This is a genomic window from Candidatus Pantoea deserta (assembly GCF_003813865.1).
In the GTDB taxonomy this organism is placed as follows: Bacteria; Pseudomonadota; Gammaproteobacteria; order Enterobacterales; family Enterobacteriaceae; genus Pantoea; species Pantoea deserta.
On sequence record NZ_RMVG01000012.1, the window covers coordinates 48,242 to 71,026 of the forward strand.

The 22,785-nt window shown below is 57.5% G+C and carries 19 protein-coding genes and 1 other RNA gene; 5 read left to right on the forward strand and 15 right to left on the reverse strand.

Features of this window, described 5'->3' with window-relative positions:
- Positions 1 to 38: 38 nt before the first annotated feature.
- A complete protein-coding gene (gene sufB, locus BBB56_RS15180; RefSeq protein ID WP_123801775.1) occupies positions 39 to 1,532 on the reverse strand; it encodes a Fe-S cluster assembly protein SufB in 1,494 nt (497 codons plus the stop codon).
- A gap of 7 nt (positions 1,533 to 1,539) precedes the next feature.
- Positions 1,540 to 1,914 carry a Fe-S cluster assembly scaffold SufA gene (gene sufA, locus BBB56_RS15185; RefSeq protein WP_123801776.1) on the reverse strand — a complete coding sequence of 125 codons (375 nt, stop codon included), beginning with the start codon at positions 1,912 to 1,914 and terminating at the stop codon, positions 1,540 to 1,542.
- A 390-nt stretch (positions 1,915 to 2,304) separates the two neighbouring features.
- Here sufA and BBB56_RS15190 point away from each other — a divergent pair, with 390 nt between their 5' ends.
- Positions 2,305 to 2,709: a hypothetical protein gene (locus BBB56_RS15190; RefSeq protein WP_123801777.1), complete on the forward strand. Its 405-nt coding sequence runs from the start codon at positions 2,305 to 2,307 to the stop codon at positions 2,707 to 2,709.
- 30 nt (positions 2,710 to 2,739) lie between these two features.
- On the opposite strand, the gene ydiJ is transcribed toward BBB56_RS15190, so the two are convergent.
- Positions 2,740 to 5,796: a D-2-hydroxyglutarate dehydrogenase YdiJ gene (ydiJ, locus tag BBB56_RS15195; protein ID WP_123801778.1), complete on the reverse strand. Its 3,057-nt coding sequence runs from the start codon at positions 5,794 to 5,796 to the stop codon at positions 2,740 to 2,742.
- 207 nt (positions 5,797 to 6,003) lie between these two features.
- Here ydiJ and ydiK point away from each other — a divergent pair, with 207 nt between their 5' ends.
- Complete coding sequence (gene ydiK / locus BBB56_RS15200; protein WP_123801779.1) at positions 6,004 to 7,122, forward strand: AI-2E family transporter YdiK; 1,119 nt, start codon at positions 6,004 to 6,006, stop codon at positions 7,120 to 7,122.
- Positions 7,123 to 7,366: 244 nt separating this feature from the next.
- Positions 7,367 to 7,475, forward strand: an RNA gene (rprA, locus tag BBB56_RS15205) — antisense sRNA RprA.
- Positions 7,476 to 7,536: 61 nt separating this feature from the next.
- Here the strand turns inward: rprA and ppsA are convergent.
- Positions 7,537 to 9,921 carry a phosphoenolpyruvate synthase gene (ppsA, locus tag BBB56_RS15210; RefSeq protein WP_123801780.1) on the reverse strand — a complete coding sequence of 795 codons (2,385 nt, stop codon included), beginning with the start codon at positions 9,919 to 9,921 and terminating at the stop codon, positions 7,537 to 7,539.
- 456 nt (positions 9,922 to 10,377) lie between these two features.
- Between ppsA and ppsR the strand changes: the two genes are divergently transcribed.
- Entirely contained in the window at positions 10,378 to 11,205 is an 828-nt protein-coding gene (gene ppsR, locus BBB56_RS15215) for a posphoenolpyruvate synthetase regulatory kinase/phosphorylase PpsR (RefSeq protein ID WP_370661864.1), read from the forward strand.
- 152 nt (positions 11,206 to 11,357) lie between these two features.
- On the forward strand, positions 11,358 to 12,404 hold the full coding sequence (locus tag BBB56_RS15220; RefSeq protein ID WP_123801782.1) for a 3-deoxy-7-phosphoheptulonate synthase: 1,047 nt from the start codon (positions 11,358 to 11,360) through the stop codon (positions 12,402 to 12,404).
- Positions 12,405 to 12,408: 4 nt separating this feature from the next.
- Here BBB56_RS15220 and BBB56_RS15225 read toward each other — a convergent pair whose 3' ends face one another.
- From BBB56_RS15225 to pheM, 11 genes are all read right to left on the reverse strand, one after another.
- The gene (locus tag BBB56_RS15225; RefSeq protein ID WP_123801783.1) at positions 12,409 to 13,845 is read right to left on the reverse strand and encodes a protein adenylyltransferase SelO; all 1,437 of its coding nucleotides are present in this window, start codon (positions 13,843 to 13,845) and stop codon (positions 12,409 to 12,411) included.
- A 140-nt stretch (positions 13,846 to 13,985) separates the two neighbouring features.
- Entirely contained in the window at positions 13,986 to 14,717 is a 732-nt protein-coding gene (locus BBB56_RS15230; RefSeq protein WP_123801784.1) for an EAL domain-containing protein, read from the reverse strand.
- A gap of 302 nt (positions 14,718 to 15,019) precedes the next feature.
- Positions 15,020 to 15,481, reverse strand: coding sequence for a C40 family peptidase (locus BBB56_RS15235; RefSeq protein WP_123801785.1), 462 nt, complete (start codon positions 15,479 to 15,481; stop codon positions 15,020 to 15,022).
- Between the two features lie 72 nt (positions 15,482 to 15,553).
- Positions 15,554 to 16,294, reverse strand: coding sequence for a vitamin B12 ABC transporter ATP-binding protein BtuD (gene btuD / locus BBB56_RS15240; protein WP_123801786.1), 741 nt, complete (start codon positions 16,292 to 16,294; stop codon positions 15,554 to 15,556).
- Complete coding sequence (locus BBB56_RS15245) at positions 16,295 to 16,840, reverse strand: glutathione peroxidase (RefSeq protein WP_123801787.1); 546 nt, start codon at positions 16,838 to 16,840, stop codon at positions 16,295 to 16,297. It lies immediately after the preceding gene.
- 39 nt (positions 16,841 to 16,879) lie between these two features.
- Positions 16,880 to 17,863, reverse strand: a complete 984-nt coding sequence (gene btuC / locus BBB56_RS15250; protein ID WP_123801788.1) for a vitamin B12 ABC transporter permease BtuC — start codon at positions 17,861 to 17,863, stop codon at positions 16,880 to 16,882.
- Positions 17,864 to 17,962: 99 nt separating this feature from the next.
- Positions 17,963 to 18,313, reverse strand: a complete 351-nt coding sequence (locus BBB56_RS15255) for a DUF2502 domain-containing protein (protein WP_123801789.1) — start codon at positions 18,311 to 18,313, stop codon at positions 17,963 to 17,965.
- A 481-nt stretch (positions 18,314 to 18,794) separates the two neighbouring features.
- A complete protein-coding gene (gene ihfA, locus BBB56_RS15260; RefSeq protein ID WP_033747517.1) occupies positions 18,795 to 19,097 on the reverse strand; it encodes an integration host factor subunit alpha in 303 nt (100 codons plus the stop codon).
- A gap of 4 nt (positions 19,098 to 19,101) precedes the next feature.
- Entirely contained in the window at positions 19,102 to 21,489 is a 2,388-nt protein-coding gene (gene pheT, locus BBB56_RS15265) for a phenylalanine--tRNA ligase subunit beta (protein ID WP_123801790.1), read from the reverse strand.
- 14 nt (positions 21,490 to 21,503) lie between these two features.
- Entirely contained in the window at positions 21,504 to 22,487 is a 984-nt protein-coding gene (gene pheS, locus BBB56_RS15270) for a phenylalanine--tRNA ligase subunit alpha (RefSeq protein WP_123801791.1), read from the reverse strand.
- A 141-nt stretch (positions 22,488 to 22,628) separates the two neighbouring features.
- Positions 22,629 to 22,673, reverse strand: coding sequence for a pheST operon leader peptide PheM (gene pheM, locus BBB56_RS23640; protein WP_106120997.1), 45 nt, complete (start codon positions 22,671 to 22,673; stop codon positions 22,629 to 22,631).
- Positions 22,674 to 22,785 lie beyond the last annotated feature (112 nt).

The following is a 22,785-nucleotide window of genomic DNA, read 5'->3' on the forward strand; positions in this document are numbered from 1 at the left end:
TTTCCTTCACATTGCTTCCGGCAACGCGTGTGACGGCATCAGCCCACACTGTGCTCAAGGCTGATGGCTAACAGTTTTTGTGCTTCCACGGCAAATTCCAGCGGCAGCTCAGAGAAAACATCTTTACAGAAGCCGTTAACGATCATGGAGATCGCGTCTTCTTCGCTGATTCCGCGCTGAAGGCAGTAGAACAGCTGATCTTCGCCGATGCGCGAGGTGGTCGCCTCATGCTCCAGCTGGGCGGTGTTGTTGCGCGTTTCCACATAGGGGAAGGTATGCGCGCCGCAGTCCGGACCGATCAGCATCGAGTCACACTGCGTAAAGTTACGGGCGTTGGTGGCGGTCGGCATGATTTTTACCAGACCACGATAGGTGTTCTGGCTCTTACCGGCCGAGATGCCCTTCGAGATAATGGTCGATTTGGTATTTTTGCCGATGTGAATCATCTTGGTGCCGGTATCGGCCTGCTGACGGCCGCTGGTCAGGGCGACCGAGTAAAATTCGCCGATAGAGTTATCGCCGCGCAGGATGCAGCTTGGATATTTCCAGGTAATGGCGGAGCCGGTCTCGGACTGCGTCCAGGACATTTTGCTGTTCTCGCCTTCACACAACGCGCGCTTGGTCACGAAGTTAAGGATGCCGCCCTCGCCTTCGCCGCCCGGGAACCAGTTCTGCACGGTAGAATATTTAACTTCCGCGTTTTTGTGGATGATCACTTCCACCACCGCCGCGTGCAGCTGATAGCTGTCGCGCACCGGCGCAGAACAGCCTTCGATATAGCTGACATAGCTGTCTTCGTCGGCAATCAGGATAGTGCGCTCAAACTGACCGGTTTTCGCCGCGTTGATGCGGAAATAGGTCGACAGCTCCATCGGGCAGCGCACCCCTTTCGGGATGTACACAAAGGTGCCGTCAGAGGCAACCGCAGAGTTCAGCGCCGCGAAGAAGTTGTCGTTAGCCGGCACCACGGTGCCCAGATACTGCTGCACCAGCTCAGGATGTTCCTGAATGGCTTCGCCGAACGAACAGAAAATAATGCCCTGTTCCGCCAGCTTGCTGCGGTAGGTAGTCGCGACGGAAACCGAGTCGAAAATCGCATCGACCGCCACTTCGCGCCCTTCGCGGACCGGTACGCCGAGCTGATCGAAGGCTTTTTCCACTTCCTGCGTCAGATAGTTATTCGTCTCTTCCACGCCCGAAGACTGCAACGCGCCTGGCTCTGAAGCGCAGCTGTCGTCGCAGTTGCCGCAGGACGGGGCCGAATAGTAGCTGTAATCCTGATAATCCAGTTTGTCATAGTGCGCTTTCAGCCAGTGCGGCTCTTCCATTTCGAGCCAGGCGCGAAAGGCTTTAAGACGAAACTCCAGCATCCACTCTGGCTCGTTACGCTTAGCCGAGATCGCGCGCACCACATCTTCGTTGATGCCGTGCGCCATTTCGTCGGTTTGCAACTGGGTAAAGAAGCCCTCTTTATAATTGAGCTTGCCTTCCCACATTTGTACATCGTCAGATGCTTCGCTGTGTCGTGACATATTTCACTTACTCGACGCCAAAGCTTTCACCGCACCCGCAGGCGTGCTGAGCTTTAGGGTTATTAAATTTAAAGATCTGGTTCAGGCCTTCGCGGACATAATCCACTTCGGTGCCGTCAATAAAGGGCATCGCCTGAAGCGGCACATAGAGCGTTGCGCCGTTATGTGTAAATTGCAGATCGTCATCGGCAGGCTCTTTCACCAAATCCATGACATAACCAAAACCGGCGCAGCCGGATTGTTTCACCCCCAGGTGCAGGCCTTTAACTTCAGGGTCCTGCGCGACCAGAGTCAGAATTTGCTTTGCGGCGGAATCAGTCAGCGTGACTCCTTTCCAGATGAAGTCATCAGGAGAGAAGGTTGCTGCATTTACAGATGCCATGTTGATACCTCGTAAGTCCGGACCTTTTCAGGCTATCCCTCTATGGTAAGGATCTGGGCGATCACTTCAACCTCTTGTTTTGCAGGGATAATCATCTCGTGCTGTTTTTTACTGCTGCTTTATTAAGCATAGCTGCTTCACAGCCCTTTGCGGCAGGGCTGCGCGCGCGGAACCCTGTAGCCTAACTTGTTAAAATTACGTAAAAAATTTTTCAGCCAGTTATTAATAATTTCCTATTGATAGGTTACGCCTTTATCTTGCGCGCCAGGATTGTTCTTACCGATTTTATTAACAGGCTAAGTAAATCATGTAAATTTTTTACCTGACCGATTGCAATCCCGACCCAGTTGAATATGATAATTATTATCATTATCAACCTGAGGTGTCTCCGTGGCGCTTTCCGTCTCCGCCTGGTTACAGCATAAAATCGACGACTATAAATTCGCGATACGCGATCTCACTGTCGATTTTTATATGGCTCAGGCAAAGCTCGACCGGGCAGACTGTTCCATTCATCAGCTGCGTCAGTTTAACGACACCTGTCTGGATATGGCGGAAGTTTGCCAAATCAACGGAGACGATCAGAGCTATCTGCACGCTCTGGGCAGACTACACCATCGCCTGATGCAGGAGATGGGCAACAGCAAACGCGATCGCCTGTTCCGCCTTCAGGCCTGCCAGCTGGCGCGCCTGTCCCTTACCCGCCTGTGCCATCAGCTGGCGCTGGTCGGAGAGTGGGATAAAGCGACCGCGTTGCAAAGCGACTTCATGCGTCACGCGGGCTGGATATTCTAATCCAGCCGCGCTGTGACGTCGCGCGCAATTTTAGGGGATTAATTCCAGCAGCGCCTGTAACGGATGGCGCATGCCGTTGCCTTCTACCCTCTTTACCTGGCTGCGGCAGGAAAAACCCGTCGCCAGGCAGCGCTGACGCGGCAGCTTTTGCAGCTGCGGATGCCATGACAGCGCGTAAATGCCCAGCGAGTTATCAAGGTTTTTGCTTTCGTGCCCGTAGGTGCCCGCCATGCCGCAGCAGCCGACGTTAATGTTTTCCAGCTTCGCGCCAAAGCGGGAGAAGATGTCCTGCCACTGCCCTGGCGCGCCCGGCAGCGCCGTCACCTCGGTGCAGTGCGCAAACAGATACCAGCTTTCGCCGCCCTGCTGCTGCACGTTACGCGCGCTGACCACATCGCGCAGCCACTCATGCACCAGCTGCACATGAAAATCGCCGCGCCTGTCGCCGAGCGTCTGCTTATATTCGTCGCGATAGCAGAGCACCGTCGCGGGATCGACGCCCACCATCGGCATTCCCAGCTTCGCCACGCGATTAAGGAAGTCCGCCGTTTTGCCTGCGGTGCGCGCGAAGCGCTGTAGGAAGCCCTTCACGTGCTGCGCCTTACCGTTAGGCATAAAAGGCAACAGCACCGGACGCAGACCCAGCTTTTCGATCAGGCGAATAAAATCGGTAATCAGCCGCGCCTCATAGAAACTGGTAAAGGGATCCTGCACCACCAGCACCGTTCCGGCGCGCTGCTCGGCGCTCAGCGCCTCCAGCTTCTCCAGCGTCATACTCATCGCCGGATGGCCGCTCAGCTCCTGTTTCAGCGACGGCGACGACAGCAGCGGAAGATCCACCATGCCGATATGGTTTTTGCTCAGCTCGCGCATCCACGGCTGTTTTAGGAAGAAATTAAAGGTCCTGGGGGCCTTTGCCATCAGCGGCGCATAGCTTTCCACCGCCGCGACCAGGTGGTCGCTGACCGGACGCAGATAGCGCGTATGGTAAAGCTGTAAAAAGCGCGCGCGGAAGTCCGGCACGTCAATCTTTATCGGGCACTGGGTCGAACAGGCTTTACAGGCCAGACAGCCGGACATCGCCTCATGCACCTCGTGAGAGAAGTCATATTCCCCTTTGCTGGCGTGCCAGCTGTTACGCATGCGGCCGATCAGGGCGCGCAGCGAAAGCTGATTTTCCGGCAGCTGCCGCTCCAGCTGGAGCGGATCGACGCCCTGCTCCGCCAGCAGACGCAGCCACTCGCGCGTCAGGGTGGCGCGTCCTTTTGGCGAATGAATGCGGTTGCGGGTAATCTTCATTGACGGGCACATCGGGCTGCGCGCGTCAAAGTTGAAACAGAGACCGTTGCCGTTGCACTCCATCGCGCCGCGCCAGTCGCTGCGCACCGTCAGCGGGATCTGGCGGTCATAGCTGCCGCGCTTCACGGCATCGACCTGCATCATCGGCTCATTGCTGCCTGTCGGCGTACAGATTTTGCCAGGGTTCATGCGATTAGCGGGATCGAACGCCGCCTTAATGTTGCGCAGTTCACCGAACAGGGTTTCACCAAAAAACGCCGGGCTGTACTGGGCGCGAAAGCCTTTGCCATGCTCGCCCCACAGCAGTCCGCCGTAGCGCGCGGTGAGCGCCACCACCTCGTCCGAAAGCGTTTTCATCAGCATCTCTTGCTGCGGATCGCACATATCGAGCGCCGGACGCACATGCAGCACGCCTGCATCCACGTGGCCAAACATGCCGTAGCTCAGACCGTGGCTATCGAGCAGCGCGCGAAACTCAACGATGTAGTCGGCAAGGTTTTCCGGCGGCACGGCGGTATCTTCCACAAAAGGAATCGGTTTGGCGCGGCCTTTGGCGTTGCCCAGCAACCCTACCGCCTTTTTACGCATGTTATAGATGCGCTCAATGCCGTCGAGATCCTGACACAGCTGATAGCCGATAACGCCGCCCTCGCGCTGCGCCATCAGGCTATCCAGCCGCGCGCAGAGCGCGCTTACCTGCTGCTCAATCAGCGCGCCGTCGTCGCCAGCAAACTCCACGATGTTCAGGCCGAGCATCTCCTGATCCGGCACATCGGTAATCAGCTCGCGCACCGAGTGCCAGACAATGTCTTCCCGCGCCAGGTTCAGCACTTTTGAGTCTACGGTTTCAACCGACAGCGCTCTGGCCTCCACCATCAGCGGCGCGTTGCGCAGAGCAGAATCGAACGAGTCGTACTTGATATTCACCAGGCGGCGCACTTTCGGGATCGGCGTAATGTCGAGCCGCGCCTCGGTGATAAACGCCAGCGTGCCTTCCGCGCCGCACAGAATGCGCGTCAGATCGAAAGTCTGCATGTCGTCGCTAAACACATGACGCAGGTCGTAACCGGTCAGGAAGCGGTTAAGCTTTGGAAATTTTTCCAGTATCAGCGCGCGCTGTTCACGGCATCGCGTCAGCACCTGCTGGTAGATGCGTCCTTCCGGCGTCGGCGTCTGCGCCAGGGTTTCCGCCAGCGCCGTGGCCATCGGCCGGGTATCGAGAATATCGCCGCCGAGCAAGACCGCGCGTAGCCCCAGCACGTGGTCCGAGGTTTTCCCGTAGACCAGCGAACCCTGACCAGAGGCGTCCGTATTGATCATCCCGCCCAGCGTGGCGCGGTTGCTGGTGGACAGCTCTGGCGAAAAGAAGAAGCCGTAAGGCTTAAGCCACGCGTTAAGCTGATCCTTAACGACGCCCGCCTCGACGCGCACCCAGCCCTGCTCAGGGTTAATCTCCAGGATACGGTTCATATGGCGCGACATGTCCACCACAATGCCCTGATTCAGCGACTGGCCATTGGTGCCGGTACCGCCGCCGCGCGGCGTAAAGATCAGCTCTCTGAATCGTTCCTCGCCCGCTACGCGCGCGATCAGCGCCACATCAGCAGTGGAACGGGGAAACAGCACCGCATCCGGCAACAGCTGATAAATACTGTTATCGGTGGACATTAACAGGCGGTCGGCATAGCTGGTGGCGGTGTCGCCGGTGAAACCCTGCGCTTGTAGCGCTTCAAGGAATGTCAGCACCCGCTGAACAAGGCCAGGCGCCTGAGAAATCTGTGGGATCATTGTTGTAAGACCAGGATGTTGTATACGTTTGCGTTGTCTTTATTTGTCTGAACGCTCCGTTTTAACACATTTTTATGCCGCTGGCTGTTTTTTCAGAATGGGGAAAAACCCCTTCTTAATGCTCTGTTTAATGCCGGCAAAATAGCTCATCATTAGGTCGGGCCTGTTTGCCCTTTAATGAAGGATTATTTGAGGTCGTTATCAGTTATGAAAAATCTGCACCGCACCACGGATTTGCCGCAGATGCTGTTTACGCTGATGTTTATCTTATTGATGATCGTCGCCTGCATCTGGATAGTACAGCCTTTTATTTTAGGGTTTGCCTGGGCGAGTATGGTGGTCATTGCTACCTGGCCGCTGATGCTGCGCGTGCAGCGACTGCTCTGGAACCGGCGCTCGCTGGCGGTCATCGTCATGACGCTGCTGCTGCTGCTGCTGTTTATTATTCCGACCACGCTGCTGGTTAACAGCCTGATTGACAACAGCGCGCCCGTGATCGCCTGGGCGACTCAGGGCCATATGGAGATGCCGAAGCTGCTGTGGCTCAACGATGTTCCGGCGATTGGCGATAAACTCTTCTCCAGCTACCACAAACTGATTGCGGGCGGCGGCTCCGCCGTTATGGCCAAGCTGCAACCCTACGTTGGCCGCACCACCGGCTTTTTTGTGGCGCAGGCGGGCCATTTTGGCCGACTGATGATCCATCTGGGCGTGATGCTGCTGTTCAGCGCGCTGCTGTTCTGGCGCGGCGAGCAGGCGGCGCAGGGGATCCGCCATTTCGCTTTTCGCATGGCGGGTCGTCGCGGCGACGCCACGGTGCTGCTGGCCGGTCAGGCTATTCGCGCCGTCGCGCTGGGCGTGGTGGTAACGGCGCTGGTACAGGGCGTGTTAGGCGGCATCGGACTGGCGCTCTCCGGCATTCCCTACGCCACGCTGCTCACCGTGCTGATGATCCTCTGCTGTCTGGTACAAATCGGGCCACTTATCGTGCTGGTTCCTGCTATTGTCTGGCTCTACTGGAGCGGCGACACCACCTGGGGCACGGTGCTGCTGATCTGGAGCTGCGTGGTCGGCACGCTGGATAACGTGCTGCGTCCGGTGCTGATTAGAATGGGTGCCGATCTGCCGATGATTTTGATCCTTTCAGGCGTTATCGGCGGACTGGTAGCCTTTGGCCTGATTGGCCTGTTTATCGGTCCCGTCGTGCTGGCAGTCTCCTATCGACTGGTTTCCGTCTGGATGCATGAGGCGCCGGCGCCTTCGGACGATCCGGCGAGCGTGGTGGATATTTTGTCTGACCACGATGACGAGCATTTGCCTTCCTGAAGCAGGCGTAAGGGCAGTTAACTGCCCTGATTCATTTTCGTCACGTAAATATTTTTTTTCATTAGCAGCTTTTAAGAAAAAACGCAGATTTCGGCCATGAGGCCGCATATCTGCGGCGAATAGTTTATTTTTCACACTGTATTGCCTGACTTTTCCCATAAAAGACGTGACAAAAGTTTACTGGCTTTAAACTAATAAGAGGATTCTTAAAGACTCAGAGCGGCGCGGTGAATAACATGATTCCATAGTTTGAAATCAACCCACTGATTTTTAAACAACCTTTTTCCCCTGAGTAAAGTGAAGAATTGCTGTGTGTAGTCTTTGCCCATCCCCTGTGATGGGCTTTTTTTTTGGCCGAAGAAAAGTAAAAAGGCCAGCAAAGCTGGCCTCTGTATGACTATTTTCTCTGTGAAATCATGCGGTTTTGCTTAACTCCGCCAGCGATAGCCAGGTTTCCACCACGGTATCCGGGTTGAGTGACAGGCTGTCGATGCCCTCTTCCATTAGCCAGGCTGCAAAGTCCTGATGGTCGGAAGGTCCCTGCCCGCAGATACCGACATATTTTCCCTGCTTCTTCGCCGCCTGAATCGCCATCGACAGCAGCGCCTTGACCGCGTCGTTGCGCTCGTCAAACAGGGCGGAGACCACGCCAGAGTCGCGGTCCAGGCCCAGCGCGAGCTGTGTCATGTCGTTCGATCCAATAGAGAAGCCGTCAAAGTGCGCCAGGAACTGCTCGGCCAGCAGGGCGTTGGAGGGGATTTCGCACATCATAATCACCTTCAGCCCGTTTTCGCCGCGCTTCAGCCCCTGACGCGCCAGCTCATCGACCACCGCCTCCGCCTGCGCCACGGTACGCACGAAGGGGATCATGATTTCGACGTTGGTGAGTCCCATTTCATTGCGAACACGCTTAACCGCCTCACACTCCAGCGCGAAGCAGTCACGGAAGCTGTCCGCGACATAGCGGCCGGCGCCGCGGAAGCCCAGCATTGGGTTCTCTTCTTCCGGCTCGTAACGCTCGCCGCCGACTAAATTGGCGTACTCATTCGATTTAAAGTCCGAAAGGCGCACAATCACACGTTTTGGCGCAAAGGCGGCTCCCAGCGTAGCGATCCCCTCCGTCAGGCGGGCGATATAGAATTCAACCGGATCGTCAAAGCCCTTCATCATGGCGCGAATCTGCTGTTGCAGCTCCGGCGTTTGCTGCTCGAACTCCAGCAGCGCTTTGGGATGCACGCCAATCATGCGGTTGATAATAAACTCCAGCCGCGCCAGGCCTACGCCTTCGTTTGGCAGGCAGGCGAAGTCGAACGCGCGATCGGGATTGCCCACGTTCATCATGATTTTCAGCGGGAGCGCGGGCATCTCATCCACCTGCGAACTGGTGACTTCGAAATCCAGCAGATCGCTATAGACGTAGCCGGTATCGCCTTCCGCGCAGGAGACGGTCACGTTATTGCCATCTTTCAGACGTTCCGTCGCGTCGCCGCAGCCTACTACCGCCGGGATCCCCAGCTCGCGCGCGATAATCGCCGCGTGGCAGGTGCGGCCGCCGCGGTTGGTGACGATTGCCGAGGCTTTTTTCATGATCGGTTCCCAGTCCGGGTCGGTCATATCGGTAACCAGCACGTCGCCTTTCTCAATACGGTTCATCTCGCTGATGTCGTGAATCACCTTCACTTCGCCTGCGCCAATGCGATGGCCGATAGCGCGCCCTTCCACCACCACGTTGCCTTTGCCTTGCAGGTTATAGCGCTCCATCACCTGACCGTTGGAACGCACGGTTTCCGGACGCGCCTGAACGATAAACAGTTTTCCGGTATGGCCGTCTTTGGCCCATTCGATATCCATCGGGCGTTGGTAATGCTGTTCGATCAGCACCGCCTGCCGCGCCAGCGCCTGCACCTCTTCATCAGTCAGCGAGAAACGGTCGCGCTCGCTTTCCGGCACATCCTCAATCCGCACCTGTTCGCCGTGAGACTGCGAGTCGGCGTAGACCATCCGCACTTTTTTCGATCCCATATTACGGCGCACGATAGCCGGGCGGTTAGCCGCCAGCGTCGGCTTATGGACATAGAACTCATCGGGGTTGACCGCGCCCTGCACGACCATCTCTCCCAGGCCAAACGCCGAGGTGATAAACACCACCTGATCAAAGCCGGACTCGGTATCGATGGTGAACATCACGCCTGACGACGCCAGATCGGAGCGCACCATGCGCTGCACGCCCGCCGACAGCGCGACGCCGCGATGGTCATAGCCCTGATGCACGCGGTAGGAGATAGCGCGATCGTTGAACAGCGAGGCGTAAACGTGCTTCACGGCGATAATCACCGCGTCATAGCCCTGCACGTTAAGGAAGGTCTCCTGTTGACCGGCGAAGGAGGCATCCGGCATATCTTCCGCCGTGGCGGAGGAGCGCACGGCGAACGACGCTTCCGCATCGTCGGAAGAGAGCTGCTCGTAAGCCTCGCGAATAGCCGTTTCCAGCTCTGGCTGGAACGGGGTATCCACGACCCACTGACGGATCTGCTTACCGGCTTTCGCCAGTTCATCAACGTCATCAACATTGGTCTTGTCCAGTAAATCGTAAATGCGCTGGTTAAGGCCGCTCTGATCGAGGAACTGATTAAAGGCATAAGAGGTCGTCGCATAGCCGTTGGGCACGGAAACGCCCAGCGACGACAAATTAGTAATCATTTCACCCAGAGAGGCATTCTTTCCTCCCACGCGATCGACATCATGCATGCCAAGCTGGTTATACCAGAGCACTAACGGCTGTTCGCCTGTAATGGACATCGGGATTATCCTTTTAAGAATGAATGGGCACATGGAACATTTTGCTATTCGCAAAATTAGCCTGGCACAATGGCGAAATAATAACTAAGTGTTGAATCGTTAAAGCGCCAACTGGCGAGCAAATTAGGAATTGTTCTGATAATTACCCGCTGTTGCGCAAAGCGGCTATTTTTCGCTAACTCTCTGATGCCGCTGCGTTTGATTAGATTTCAGCAGCTTAGCAAGCATTTCCTGTTGCGCAACAAACCGCAGGCCTATTTCTCCTGGCGACACGGCAGAGGAGGCAACCGATAAAGTAAAACCACATTTCATTATTTCACGGCTGCGTTTCCGCTGCCGCCGTCCGTAAAAATAGAAAGTTCACATTATTTAAATATGGATTTTTTATTTTGTTCATACTGGCGGCCTAAAGCTGCTAACGTAATTGCTGTCCCTGTCTGCGAAAGGTAAATATTCATGAGTAGCGAAAGAAGCGTATTTTATATCTCAGACGGCACCGCGATTACGGCGGAAGTGCTGGGCCATGCAGTGCTGTCGCAGTTCCCTGTCGCCATCAACAGTCTTACGCTGCCTTTTGTCGAAAATGTGCAGCGCGCTCAGGCAGTTAAGGCGCAAATTAACGCCCTCTACCAGAAAAGCGGCGTACGCCCGCTGGTCTTCTTTTCCATCGTCACGCCGGAAGTCCGTGACATCATTATGCAGAGCGAGGGATTTTGTCAGGATATTGTGCAGGCGCTGGTGGCCCCTTTGCAGGAAGAGCTGGGGCTGGCGCCCGCGCCGGTGGCGCATCGGACGCACGGGCTGGACGCCAGCAATCTGGGTAAATATGACGCGCGCATCGCCGCCATTGATTACACCCTTGCTCACGATGACGGCATCTCGCTGCGAGGTCTGGAAGATGCGCAGGTGATCCTGCTGGGCGTGTCGCGCTGCGGTAAAACCCCCACCAGCCTCTACCTGGCGATGCAGTTTGGCATCCGCGCGGCCAACTACCCTTTTATCGCCGACGATATGGACAACCTGAAGCTGCCCGCCGCGCTGCGCCCGTTTCAGCATAAGCTGTTTGGTTTAACCATCGATCCCGAACGTCTCGCCGCCATCCGCCAGGAGCGCGCGGAAAATACCCGTTACGCCTCAATGCGCCAGTGTCGGCTGGAAGTAGGCGAAGTCGAAGCGCTGTTTCGTACCCACCAGATCCGCTATCTCAACAGCACTAACTACTCTGTTGAGGAGATCGCCACCAAAATTCTCGACATTATGGGCCTGACGCGCCGTATGTACTGAGCCGCTGACGGCAGCCTGATGTAAAGCGCCGCTGCCGTCAGAAAAAATTTCATTTCAGTTTATAGGGTTGCATTCGAAGGCTAATAATTTATTGTGAGCATCATCACTTCCCGGTATGTCACCGTTGCGAAGAAAAAGCTTTCGAGATCCTCATGAATAAAACAGATGAACTGCGTACGGCACGCATCGGCAGCCTGATCACCCCTGCCGCGCTGGCGGCAGACCACCCGCTCTCCGATGACGTTGCGAACGTTGTCACCCAGGCGCGCCAGCGCATCTCCCGCATCCTGACCGGCGAAGACGCGCGTCTGCTGGTGATAACAGGTCCTTGCTCGTTGCACGATCCGCGCGCGGCGCTCGACTATGCGCAGCGCCTGAATGCGCTGCGCACGCGCTACGCCGATCGCCTTGAGATTGTGATGCGCACCTATTTCGAGAAGCCGCGTACCGTGGTGGGCTGGAAAGGTCTGATCTCCGATCCCGATCTGGACGGCAGTTTCGACGTCAATCGCGGTATCGGTCTGGCGCGCCGGATACTGCTGGACATCAACCGCCTCGGCCTACCCACCGCGACCGAATTTCTCGATATGGTTACCGGTCAGTTTATCGCCGATCTGATCAGCTGGGGCGCCATTGGCGCGCGCACCACCGAAAGTCAGATCCATCGCGAAATGGCCTCCGCGCTCTCCTGTCCGGTAGGCTTTAAAAACGGCACCGACGGCAACGTTCGCATCGCAGTCGATGCGATTCGCGCGTCACGCGCCAGCCATATGTTTTTGTCGCCCGATAAGAACGGTCAGATGACGATTTATCAGACCAGCGGCAATCCTCACGGCCATGTGATCCTGCGCGGCGGCAAAGCGCCCAACTACCATGCAGAGGACGTAGCGGCGGCGGCGGCCAGCCTGCGCGAATTTAATCTGCCGGAACAGCTGGTGATTGACTTCAGCCACGGCAACTGCCTGAAGCAGCATCGCCGGCAGATGGACGTGGCTGCTGATGTGGCGCAGCAAATCCGCGCCGGATCGCGCGCGGTAGCGGGCGTCATGATTGAAAGCTTTATCGAAGAGGGAAATCAGAAGGTAGTGGCGGGTGAGCCGCTGGTGTACGGCCAGTCGATTACCGATCCCTGCCTCGGCTGGCAGCAAAGCGAAACCGTGCTGTCACTGCTGGCCGAGGCGGTAGAGAGTCGCTTTTAACCCGTTAGCTGGAGCAGCTTACCTCCAGCGTTTTCCCCCAGTCCGGCGGCCGCTGACGGTATTCTGCGGCCGTCTCGTCGCTAAAGGGCTGTTGCAGCGCCTGATGCAGCCGCGCCAGCGCCCCGCTTTCGCCCTTTTCCGCCTCCTCAATGGCCTGCTGCGCCAGATAGTTGCGCAGCACCACGGCCGGGTTAGCGGTTTTCATACGCTGCTGGCGCTCCGCATCGCTAATGCCTTCCTGCAGCAGACGCGTCCGGTAGCGCTGATACCAGCCGTCAAACGCCTCGCGATCCATAAACTCATCGCGCAGCGGTGAGCGCGCCTCCTGCTGCTGGGTGTCGCTAAGCAGGCGGAATGTCAGGGTATAGTCGCTGCGCTCCTGGGTCATCAGCGACAGCAGATCGACCAGCAGCGCGTTATCCCCGCTGTCAGCCTGCGTAAAGCCCAGCTTCGCGCGCATCCGCTCTCCCCACTCCCGCATCAGCTCCGGCTCGTAGCGGCTTAACGCCTGTTTGAGTTGCTCAACGCTGAGCAGGCCGGACAGGGCGTGCGCCAGCCGGTTCAGGTTCCACAGGCCGATCATCGGCTGATTCTCAAAGCTGTAGCGTCCCTGATAGTCGCTGTGGTTGCAGATAAAGCCGGGCTGATAATCGTCCAGGAAGCCATAAGGGCCGTAATCGATGGTCAGCCCCAGCAGCGACATGTTATCGGTATTCATGACCCCGTGGGTGAAGCCGACGCTTTGCCACTGAGCGATCAGCCGCGCGGTGCGCTCCACGATGTCCGTAAACCATAAAAGATACTTATCCGCCTCGTTGACCAGGTGCGGCCAGTGGTGACGCAGAGCGTAGTCCGCCAGCTGCTGCACTTTGTCCTGCTGCTGGCTATAGAAGAAGTGTTCGAAATGGCCGAAGCGCAGATGGCTTTCGGCGATGCGCATCAGGGTCGCCCCGCGTTCAGGGGTTTCGCGATAGACCGGCTCGTCGCTGATGGCAATAGTTAACGCGCGCGTACTGGGGATGCCCAGATGAAACAGCGCCTCAGACGCCAGAAACTCTCGCACCGTAGAACGGATTACCGCTCGGCCATCGCCCATGCGCGAATAAGGCGTCAGTCCCGCGCCTTTCAGATGCCAGTCTACCTTGCTCTGCTCGGAGAGGCGCTGTTCGCCCAGCAAAATGCCGCGGCCGTCGCCAAGCTGTCCGGCCCAGACGCCAAACTGATGTCCGCTGTACACCTGCGCCAGCGGCTCCATGCCCGGCAGCAACGCGGCGCCGTGCCAGACGCCGTGACCTTCACCGCTAAAAAGCGCCGAATCGACGCCCAGCGTCTGCGCCAGCGGCGCATTGTGGTAAAACAGACGGCCACCCTTGAGCGCGGCAGGCGCCTGTGGGGTATAGAAACCCGGCAGTTCGCGCTGCCAGCTATTATCAAACAACATAAACTCTCCCGAGCGGCAGCCAGGTAAGATCGTGGCCGTCGTCGTTGTGAAAAACCGGATGTCGGGGCATCCCGCCGCAAAGGCGCTACTGCGGGACACCGCCAAGTATAGTGGCGGGAAATCAATTGCAACAGGCGGACTTAATCAGGCGCGCAGCACGGACTGACGATCAGCCTGCTCAGCGCCTCGGCTCTGACCGGCGGAAAGAGCGCTCCCTGAATCAGCACCTCAGGCAGAAAAGCGACTTTTTCCAGCAGCGCGTTATCGTCGATACCGCTAATTACCAGCTGCTGCGTATGGCCGCCGATGTTATCGATAATGCTCTGAATAAAGGGCTGAAAAGAGGCGCGTTTCGCCAGCGACTGAATAAACTGCTTGTCCAGTTTAATGCAGTCGAACAGATTATCGTACACGGCGCGGGTCGAGGATTTACCCGCGCCGAAATGGGATAATGATAAACGGAACTGTTGTTTTAGCGTAGAAATAAGCGCGTCATTAATTCCGTTAAAAAGCTGCGGAAACGTTTCGCTGAGGTCCAGTAATAAAAAAGGCAGCTGCTTTATTTTCCGCATCAGTAATTCACTGGCCAGCAGGGTATGCGCCAGATTTTCATCAATGCGCATTAAAGCCAGAACATGATTTTTCTCAAAAAAGTCGCGGTGCTGTTCCAGCAGGGTAATCTGAATTTGCAGCAGTCGGAGCTGCTGCATTTCGTCGAGCTGCGGCAACAGCAAATCCTGCGGCAAAGTCACAGGCGCAGTATCGTGTATGAACTGACTGACCAGCTCAACCGCTATCACCTGTCCGCTTAATGTGCAGACAGGATGAAACCAAATTTCCGACCGATAGTCGGCAGATAAATGAACTTTCATTTTTACAGCCAGATAAAGTGGCAACTGGCGCATCGTATATCATCAAAATCGGGCAGGCAATAGTAGCAAACGCGAGAAGACATGGACATCTTTGCCGTTAAATTTTGCTTTGCCCGCTGCGTCAGATCCCTAAGCCAAATAACGGTGGCGCCTGTAATTTCCACCAGGAAATTAAACCCGCTCGTTATTGATATCGATATTTTTACGCGACGTAAAGTACCATTTTAAATAACAGTTTAACGCGCGAGAAATGCGCTGATGCTATTTACATCGCCTGCGCGAAAAAGGCGCGTTAATTTGCCTTAAATACGTCGCGCCTGCCAGAATGCCTTGCGCCAGTACACATTATCCAGCGAGGAGCGAATCACGCCCTGGCTGGTGGAGGCATGAATAAAGGCGTTGTCGCTGTCGTAGATACCTACATGCAGGCCATTTTCGCCCGCGCCCGTTTTGAAAAACACCAGATCGCCGGGTTGCAGGTCATCCTTGCTGATACGGGTGCCAATATCGCTCTGCGCCCGCGTGCTACGCGGCAGCTGCAAATCAAATTTGTCGCGCATGGTGAGGTAAACAAAACCGGAGCAGTCAACGCCGCCGCGGCTCATGCCGCCGTAGCGGTAAGGAGTGCCGCGCCACTGGCCCAGCTGATCGTTGAGCTGGGCGACGACCATAATGGAATCCGCCAGCCGACCGTTCACCGGCGGCGCGCGATGGCTGCTGCATCCCGCCAGTATTAGCACCAGTAAAATCACGCCAGTCCGCATTCGCGCACCTTCTCCGTTAATCGCAACGGCATCACTCTATCCTCAGCCGCGCAGCCTGGCAAGACAGGACCTTCAGGGCTGGGCCATCAGCAGCGGACGACCGTCCAGCTCCAGCTGGCGGAAGGGAATCGCATATACCTCGCTCAGGCGCGACGGCGTCAGCACCGCCGCCGCGTCGCCCTGCGCAAGCACGCGACCCTGCGCCATCAGCCAGACGCTGTCGGCATGACAGAGCGTATGGTTAAGATCGTGACTGCTGGCGATAACGCACACGCCTGCCTGGCACAGATCAACGATCAGGCTCTGCACAGCATGCTGCTGGGCGATATCCAGCCCGGTCATGGGTTCGTCCAGTATGAGCATTTTGCCCTGCGGATTAAGAGCAGGATCGATCTGGGCAATCACCGCTGCCAGCCTGACGCGCTGCCACTCTCCGCCCGAGAGCTGCGACAGCGGCTGCGTCAGTTTGTGCAGCAACTGCAGCCTCTCCAGCAGCGCGGTCAGCCGCCCGTCCGACGCGGAGTCGTTCAGATGTAAGCGCAAATAGTGATAGACCGGCATCAGGCCTGGCGGCATCTGCTGCGGCAGCCAGGCGCGCACCCGCGCCAGCGCCTGACCGCGCCACTTGTGCAGCGGACGATCCAGTAGCCTGATCTCCCCTTCTCCTGCCAGCATGCCCGCCATCAGCGCCAGCAGGCTGCTTTTGCCAGCCCCGTTTGGCCCGACCAGGTGCAACAGCGTACCCGCCGCCACGCTGGCCGAGAAAGAGGCCAGCCGTCCTGCGACGGCGGCGTCTTTAAGGCTGATGACCATTTACTGCGTCAGCGCCTGCTGAATGCTCTGCTGGATTACCGCATCGTCCGGCGTCATATCCGGCGCGAAGCGTTTTACCACATTGCCGTGACGGTCGATGAGGAATTTTTCAAAGTTCCATAAAATATCGCCCGGCGCTTTCGGCGCGCGGCCCTTGCTCACCTGACGCTCATAGAAGCCGCTGCCTTCTGGTCGTATCGCTTCTGGCTGCGCGGCAACCAGCTGGGCATAGAGCGGATGGCGCGCCGGGCCGTTGACGTCGCCCTTCGCCAGCAGCGGAAAGCTCACGCCATAGGTGGTGCTGCAAAAGGTTTTGATCTCTTCGTTGCTGCCCGGCTCCTGCTCAAGGAACTGGTTGCAGGGAAAACCGATTACGCTGAAGCCCTGCGCCTGATACCGCTGCTGAAGCGATTCCAGCTGTTCATATTGCGGCGTAAGGCCACATCTGGACGCCACGTTGACCACCAGCAGCACCTTGCCCTGCCAGTTTTGCAGCGTCGTGTTGTCGCCGTCGATCGTCACCAGTTCAGTTTGATAAAGGCTCATAAAAGTTTCCTGTAGTGGATGCAGACAAGCCAGCCGCAGCTAGCGCGAAGATTTGATCAATAGTGCAATAAACAGCGGCGCGCCCAGCGTCGCCGTCACGACGCCTATCGGCAGCTCCGCCGACGTCAGCGCCAGACGCGCGATAATGTCGGCGGCCAGCAGGACGCCCGCGCCCGCCAGCGCCGACGCGGGCAGCAGATAGCGGTGATCGCTGATGCCGCTCAGCCGTAGCAGATGAGGGATCACCAGTCCGACAAAGCCAATCGCCCCGGCCATCGCCACGCTAACGCCCACCAGCCAGCCCATCGCCAGCACCAGAATATTACGCCAGAAAAAGAGTGACAGGCCGAGCTGCTGCGCAGAGGTTTCGCCCAGCGCCAGCAGGTTAAGAACGCGAGCCGTAGCGATCAGCCCCGCCGTTACCGGCAGCAGCGCCAGCATCATCCAGCCATAACGCCAGTCGATGCCGCTGAAGCCGCCCATCATCCAGTACATCAGCTGACGCAGATCGAGGCTGGAGCTGAAATAGACCGCCCACGTCATGATGGCGCTGCAAATAATGCCCAGCGCCACGCCGGTAAGCAGAAGCCGCGTCACAGAGAGCTGGCGATGGGCAAAATGCAGCAGGATAAGGGTAATCAGCAGCGCGCCCGCCATCGCCGCCAGGCTAAGACTCCACAGCGAGCCGCTGCCGGTCAGCACGCCCAGCACCAGGCCGATGCCCGCGCCGTTAGAGACGCCGAGCAGCCCTGGCTCCGCCAGCGGATTCGTAAACAGCGCCTGCATCACCACGCCGCACACCGCCAGCGCCGCGCCCACCAGCAATACGGCCAGCGTGCGCGGCAGGCGCAGCTGCCAGACAAACAGCCGACCGCTGTCGCTCAGCCACTGCGACGGGGCGATCCAGCTGTCGCCTGCGCACAGACTAAGGAGAGTTAACGCCAGCAGGATAAGGCTCAACGTCAGCAGCCAGCGTCGGCTGCGGCGATCCGCCTGATGAGTAAGCTGCTCCAGCAGGGACATAAATGAGGATTCGCTGAGAAAACAGAGATTTGATTGTAGAGAGATTAGCGGAAAAAGAAAGGCTGGCGTACGCGGCGCCAGTGAGCGCCGCAGATTGCGTTACTCGTGTCTGTCGCGCGGCGCAACCGTATCGCGTTCGGGCTGTCCCTGCGGCCCGGCATGCGATGCCTGAGCACGCTTCGCCACCGTCCGATGATTTTCAGGACGCTGCGCCTGCCAGCCGTTACCGTTCCAGTAGCCGTGCGGCCCTTTCAGTCCGGCGCTACGCCCATGGTGCGCATTCCACCACGTTGCCGAACGCCACTCGAAACCGTCCCAGTAGCTGCCGTGGCGGTCGCGATCGCCGATATGATGCTCTGCGCCCGGCGCCTGGCTATGCTGCGGGGCGGCTGCGTTCGCCAGCAGCGGCGCGGCGGACAAAATGCTCAACAGTAATACGATTTTTTTCACTCAGGAGACCTCTGGTTATCTGTCGGCGCAGTTATAACAAAAGCGACTCAGACGTCACTATCAGCGCGGGCCGATTTGCGCCCTTTTTGCCAGATGCTTACAGAAAGCTGACACTGTGAAGCGAACAAGGAGAAAGAAATAACTGGCAAACAACATCAGGCGCGCAGCCAGATAGCCCTGACAGCTTCGCAAACAAAGAGTCGGATACCTGCGTATCCCGGCGGGCGGCGCCTGACGTATCGCCGCATCGACGGCGGACCTGATGAGAAGCAGCGCTGCCAGGGCGACTCCTCGTCACGGCCCGATTCACAGGGGCCTCGCAGAAGCCAGACAGATGAGACAGCGCATCGGGTCTGGCCACGCGCCGGTCTCTGTTGAAGTGGACTGATTTATGGATAAGCCTGACCGCGAAATGCGGCGCCGACGGTAGGGGGAAATGAAAAAGGCCGCGTAAGCGGCCTTTTTAGAACACTGAAATCGGTCAGTCGTTATCTTTCGGAGAAGCATTTTCGACACGGCTTTTCAGCTTCTGACCCGGGCGGAACGTCACCACGCGGCGCGCGGTGATTGGAATATCTTCCCCCGTTTTTGGATTCCTGCCTGGGCGCTGATTCTTGTCGCGCAGGTCGAAATTACCAAACCCAGACAGTTTTACCTGTTCACCATTTTCCAGAGCGCGGCGAACCTCTTCAAAAAACAGCTCCACCAGCTCTTTCGCGTCGCGTTTGCTCAGCCCCAGCTTTTCAAACAGGTACTCTGACATTTCAGCTTTTGTAAGCGCCATAGGTTCAATCCCTCAAGGTTGCCTGGAATCGCTCTTTTAATGCCGCAACACATTTGCCAACGGTCGCGGCAATCTCCTCTTCTTCGAGTGTCCGGCTGGTATCCTGCAAAATCAGGCTGATGGCGAGGCTCTTGAAACCCTCTTCAACACCCTTACCGCGGTACACGTCAAACAAGTTTACGCCAACTACCTGATTTACGCCAACTTTCTTACACTCGGCGATGATATCTGCTGCGGGGACGTTTTCAGCCACCACAACGGCGATATCGCGACGGTTCGCCGGGAAGCGTGAAATCTCGCGCGCATCAGGCAGGACGCGGTCTGCGACCTTATTCCAAAGCAGTTCAAAGACTAAGGTGCGACCGTTGAGATCCAGCTTACGTTCCAGCTCAGGATGAACCACCCCGATAAATCCGATTCGTTCGTCATGCAAATAAATTGCCGCGCTTTGTCCGGGGTGCAGCGCCGGATTTGCTTCAGCGCGGAAACGGATATCGTCCAGTTTGCCGGTCAAATCGAGCAGAGATTCTAAATCACCTTTTAAATCATAGAAGTCAACCGTCTGGCGCGCCAGATCCCAGTGCTCTTCATAGCGGTTGCCGCTAAGGACGCCTGCCAGCATAAGATCCTGGCGAATGCCTAAATCCGCCTGGGTATCAGGGACAAAGCGCAGACCGCTCTCAAACAGGCGAACGCGGCTCTGCTGACGGTTCTGGTTATAGACCACGGCGCTCAGCAGGCCAGTCCACAGCGACAGGCGCATCGCCGACATATCGCTGGAGATTGGGCTTGGCAGGATCAGCGCCTCTTCGCCCGGATGCAGCAGCTGCTGGATTTTCGGGTCGACAAAGCTATAGGTGATGGCTTCCTGATAGCCTTTATCCACCAGCAGATTTTTGACGCGCTTCAGGCTCAGGTCCGCTTCGCGATGCTGAGTCATTTCCAGTCCCGCCTGTACCGGCACGTCTGGAATATTGTTGTAGCCGTAGACGCGAGCCACCTCTTCGATCAGGTCCTCTTCGATCGCCATATCGAAGCGCCAGCTCGGCGCCACGGCTTTCCACTCGCCCTGTGCTGTCGTCACCTCGCAGCCCAGACGCGTCAGAATCGCGGTAACCTGCTCGTCGGGCACTACATGGCCAATCAGGCGATCCAGCTTTTCACGGCGCAGCGTAATGGTCGCGCGCTGCGGCAGCGACGCTTCATGAGTCTGATCGATAACCGGACCCGCCTCGCCGCCGCAGATTTCCAGCAGCAGCTGGGTGGCGCGCTCGATCGCTTTATGCTGTAACGCCGGATCGACGCCGCGCTCGTAGCGGTGCGACGCATCCGTATGCAGGCCGTGACGGCGCGCGCGGCCGGTAATGGCCAGCGGATCGAACCAGGCGCACTCGAACAGAATGTTTTGCGTGGTCTCATTGACGCCGGAGTGTTCGCCGCCGAAGATGCCGCCCATGGCCAGCGCGTTGTGGTGATCGGCGATCACCAGCGTATCGCTGTTCAGCTTCGCTTCGCTGCCGTCGAGCAGCGTCAGGGTTTCGCCCTCTTTAGCCATGCGCACCACGATACCGCCATTGATGCGGTCGAGGTCAAAGGCGTGCATGGGCTGACCCAGCTCAAGCAGCACGTAGTTGGTGATGTCCACCACCGGATCGATAGAACGGATACCGCAGCGGCGCAGTTTTTCACGCATCCACAGCGGGGTCGCCGCGCTGACGTTGATGCCTTTGACCACGCGGCCCAGATAGCGCGGGCAGGCGTCGGTGGCATCCACGCGAATCGGGAAGGTGTCGCTGATGGTCGCGGCAACCGGCTCGATGGTCGGCTCAGCGAGCGGCAGACCATTAAGTACGGCCACGTCGCGGGCGATACCGATAATGCCGAGGCAGTCGGCGCGGTTCGGCGTGACGCTGATCTCAATGGTGTTGTCGTCCAGCTTCAGATAATCGCGGATGTCGGCGCCAACAGGCGCATCGGCCGGCAGCTCGATAATGCCGCTGTGATCGTCGGAAATCCCCAGCTCGGAGAAAGAGCAGAGCATGCCTTCAGACGGCTCGCCGCGCAGCTTTGCCGCTTTGATTTTGAAATCGCCCGGCAGCACCGCGCCCACGGTCGCCACGGCGACTTTCAGGCCCTGACGGCAGTTTGGCGCGCCGCAGACGATGTCCAGCAGGCGATCGCCGCCGGTGTTAATTTTGGTGACGCGCAGTTTATCGGCGTTCGGGTGCTGGCCGCACTCAACGACTTCGCCGACCACCACGCCGTGAAACGCGCCGGCAACCGGATCGACGCCGTCCACTTCCAGACCGGCCATGGTGATCTGTTCAGACAGCGCCGCGCTGTCGAGAGCTGGGTTTACCCATTCGCGTAACCAGAGTTCACTGAATTTCATTGGATAACCTGCCCTTATTTAAATTGTTTGAGGAAACGTAAATCATTTTCGAAGAAGGCGCGCAGATCGGTCACGCCGTAGCGCAGCATGGTGAGACGCTCCATCCCCATACCAAACGCAAAACCGGAGTAGATTTCTGGATCGATACCGACATTGCGCAGCACATTCGGATGCACCATGCCGCAGCCCAGTACCTCCAGCCACTTGCCGTTTTTGCCCATCACGTCAACTTCTGCGGAAGGCTCCGTGAAAGGGAAATAGGAGGGACGGAAGCGGACCTGCAAATCTTCTTCGAAGAAATTGCGCAGGAAATCGTGCAGCGTGCCTTTGAGGTTGGTAAAGCTGATGTTTTTATCGACGATCAGCCCTTCCATCTGATGGAACATCGGGGTGTGGGTCTGATCGTAATCGTTACGATAGACGCGGCCTGGCGCGATGATGCGAATCGGCGGCTGCTGATTTTTCATGGTGCGGATCTGCACGCCAGAGGTCTGGGTGCGCAGCAGACGCGTTGCGTCGAACCAGAAGGTATCGTGATCGGCGCGCGCCGGGTGATGGCCCGGAATATTCAGCGCGTCGAAGTTATGGTAATCATCTTCGATTTCCGGACCGGTCACCACGGCAAAACCCAGTTCGCCGAAGAAATTCTCAATTCGGTCGATGGTGCGCGTCACCGGATGCAGGCCGCCGTTTTCAATGCGGCGTCCCGGCAGGGAGACATCAATGGTCTCTGCGGCCAGACGGGCGTTCAGCGCGGCGGATTCCAGCGTCTCTTTGCGGGCGTTAAGACGCTCCTGCACCTGCTGCTTCGCCTCGTTAATTACCGCGCCGGCAGCCGGACGCTCTTCCGGCGGCAGCTCGCGCAGCGTGGTCATCAACTGCGTCAGGTGTCCTTTTTTACCCGTGTATTCGACGCGCACCGCGTCAAGGGTGGCGATATCCGTCGCCTCGTCGATAGCGGCCGTGGCGCGGGCCACCAGTTCTGCGAGTTGGGACATGGTTTCCTCTTCTTCCAGTCAGGCTGGTCAGTTCTCGTTGGGACATTGCTGTCATGCTTCGCCAGAAACACAAAAGCCTCCACGAGGGAGGCTTTCGGCGCGATTTTTCGTTTCTTTTCTATGCGCTAAAGCCCCTGAGTGTCAGGCGCTAAAGTAAAAAAAGAAACGGAAAATAGCAGCATTCATGCTTGCGTTACCTTGATTTGATACAGAGGGCACTATTGAAAAGCCCGGCGGTGAAAATGTCAATCTTTTGCTTGAGTTACAGGCAATAAAAAAGGGAGCAAGCTCCCTTTTC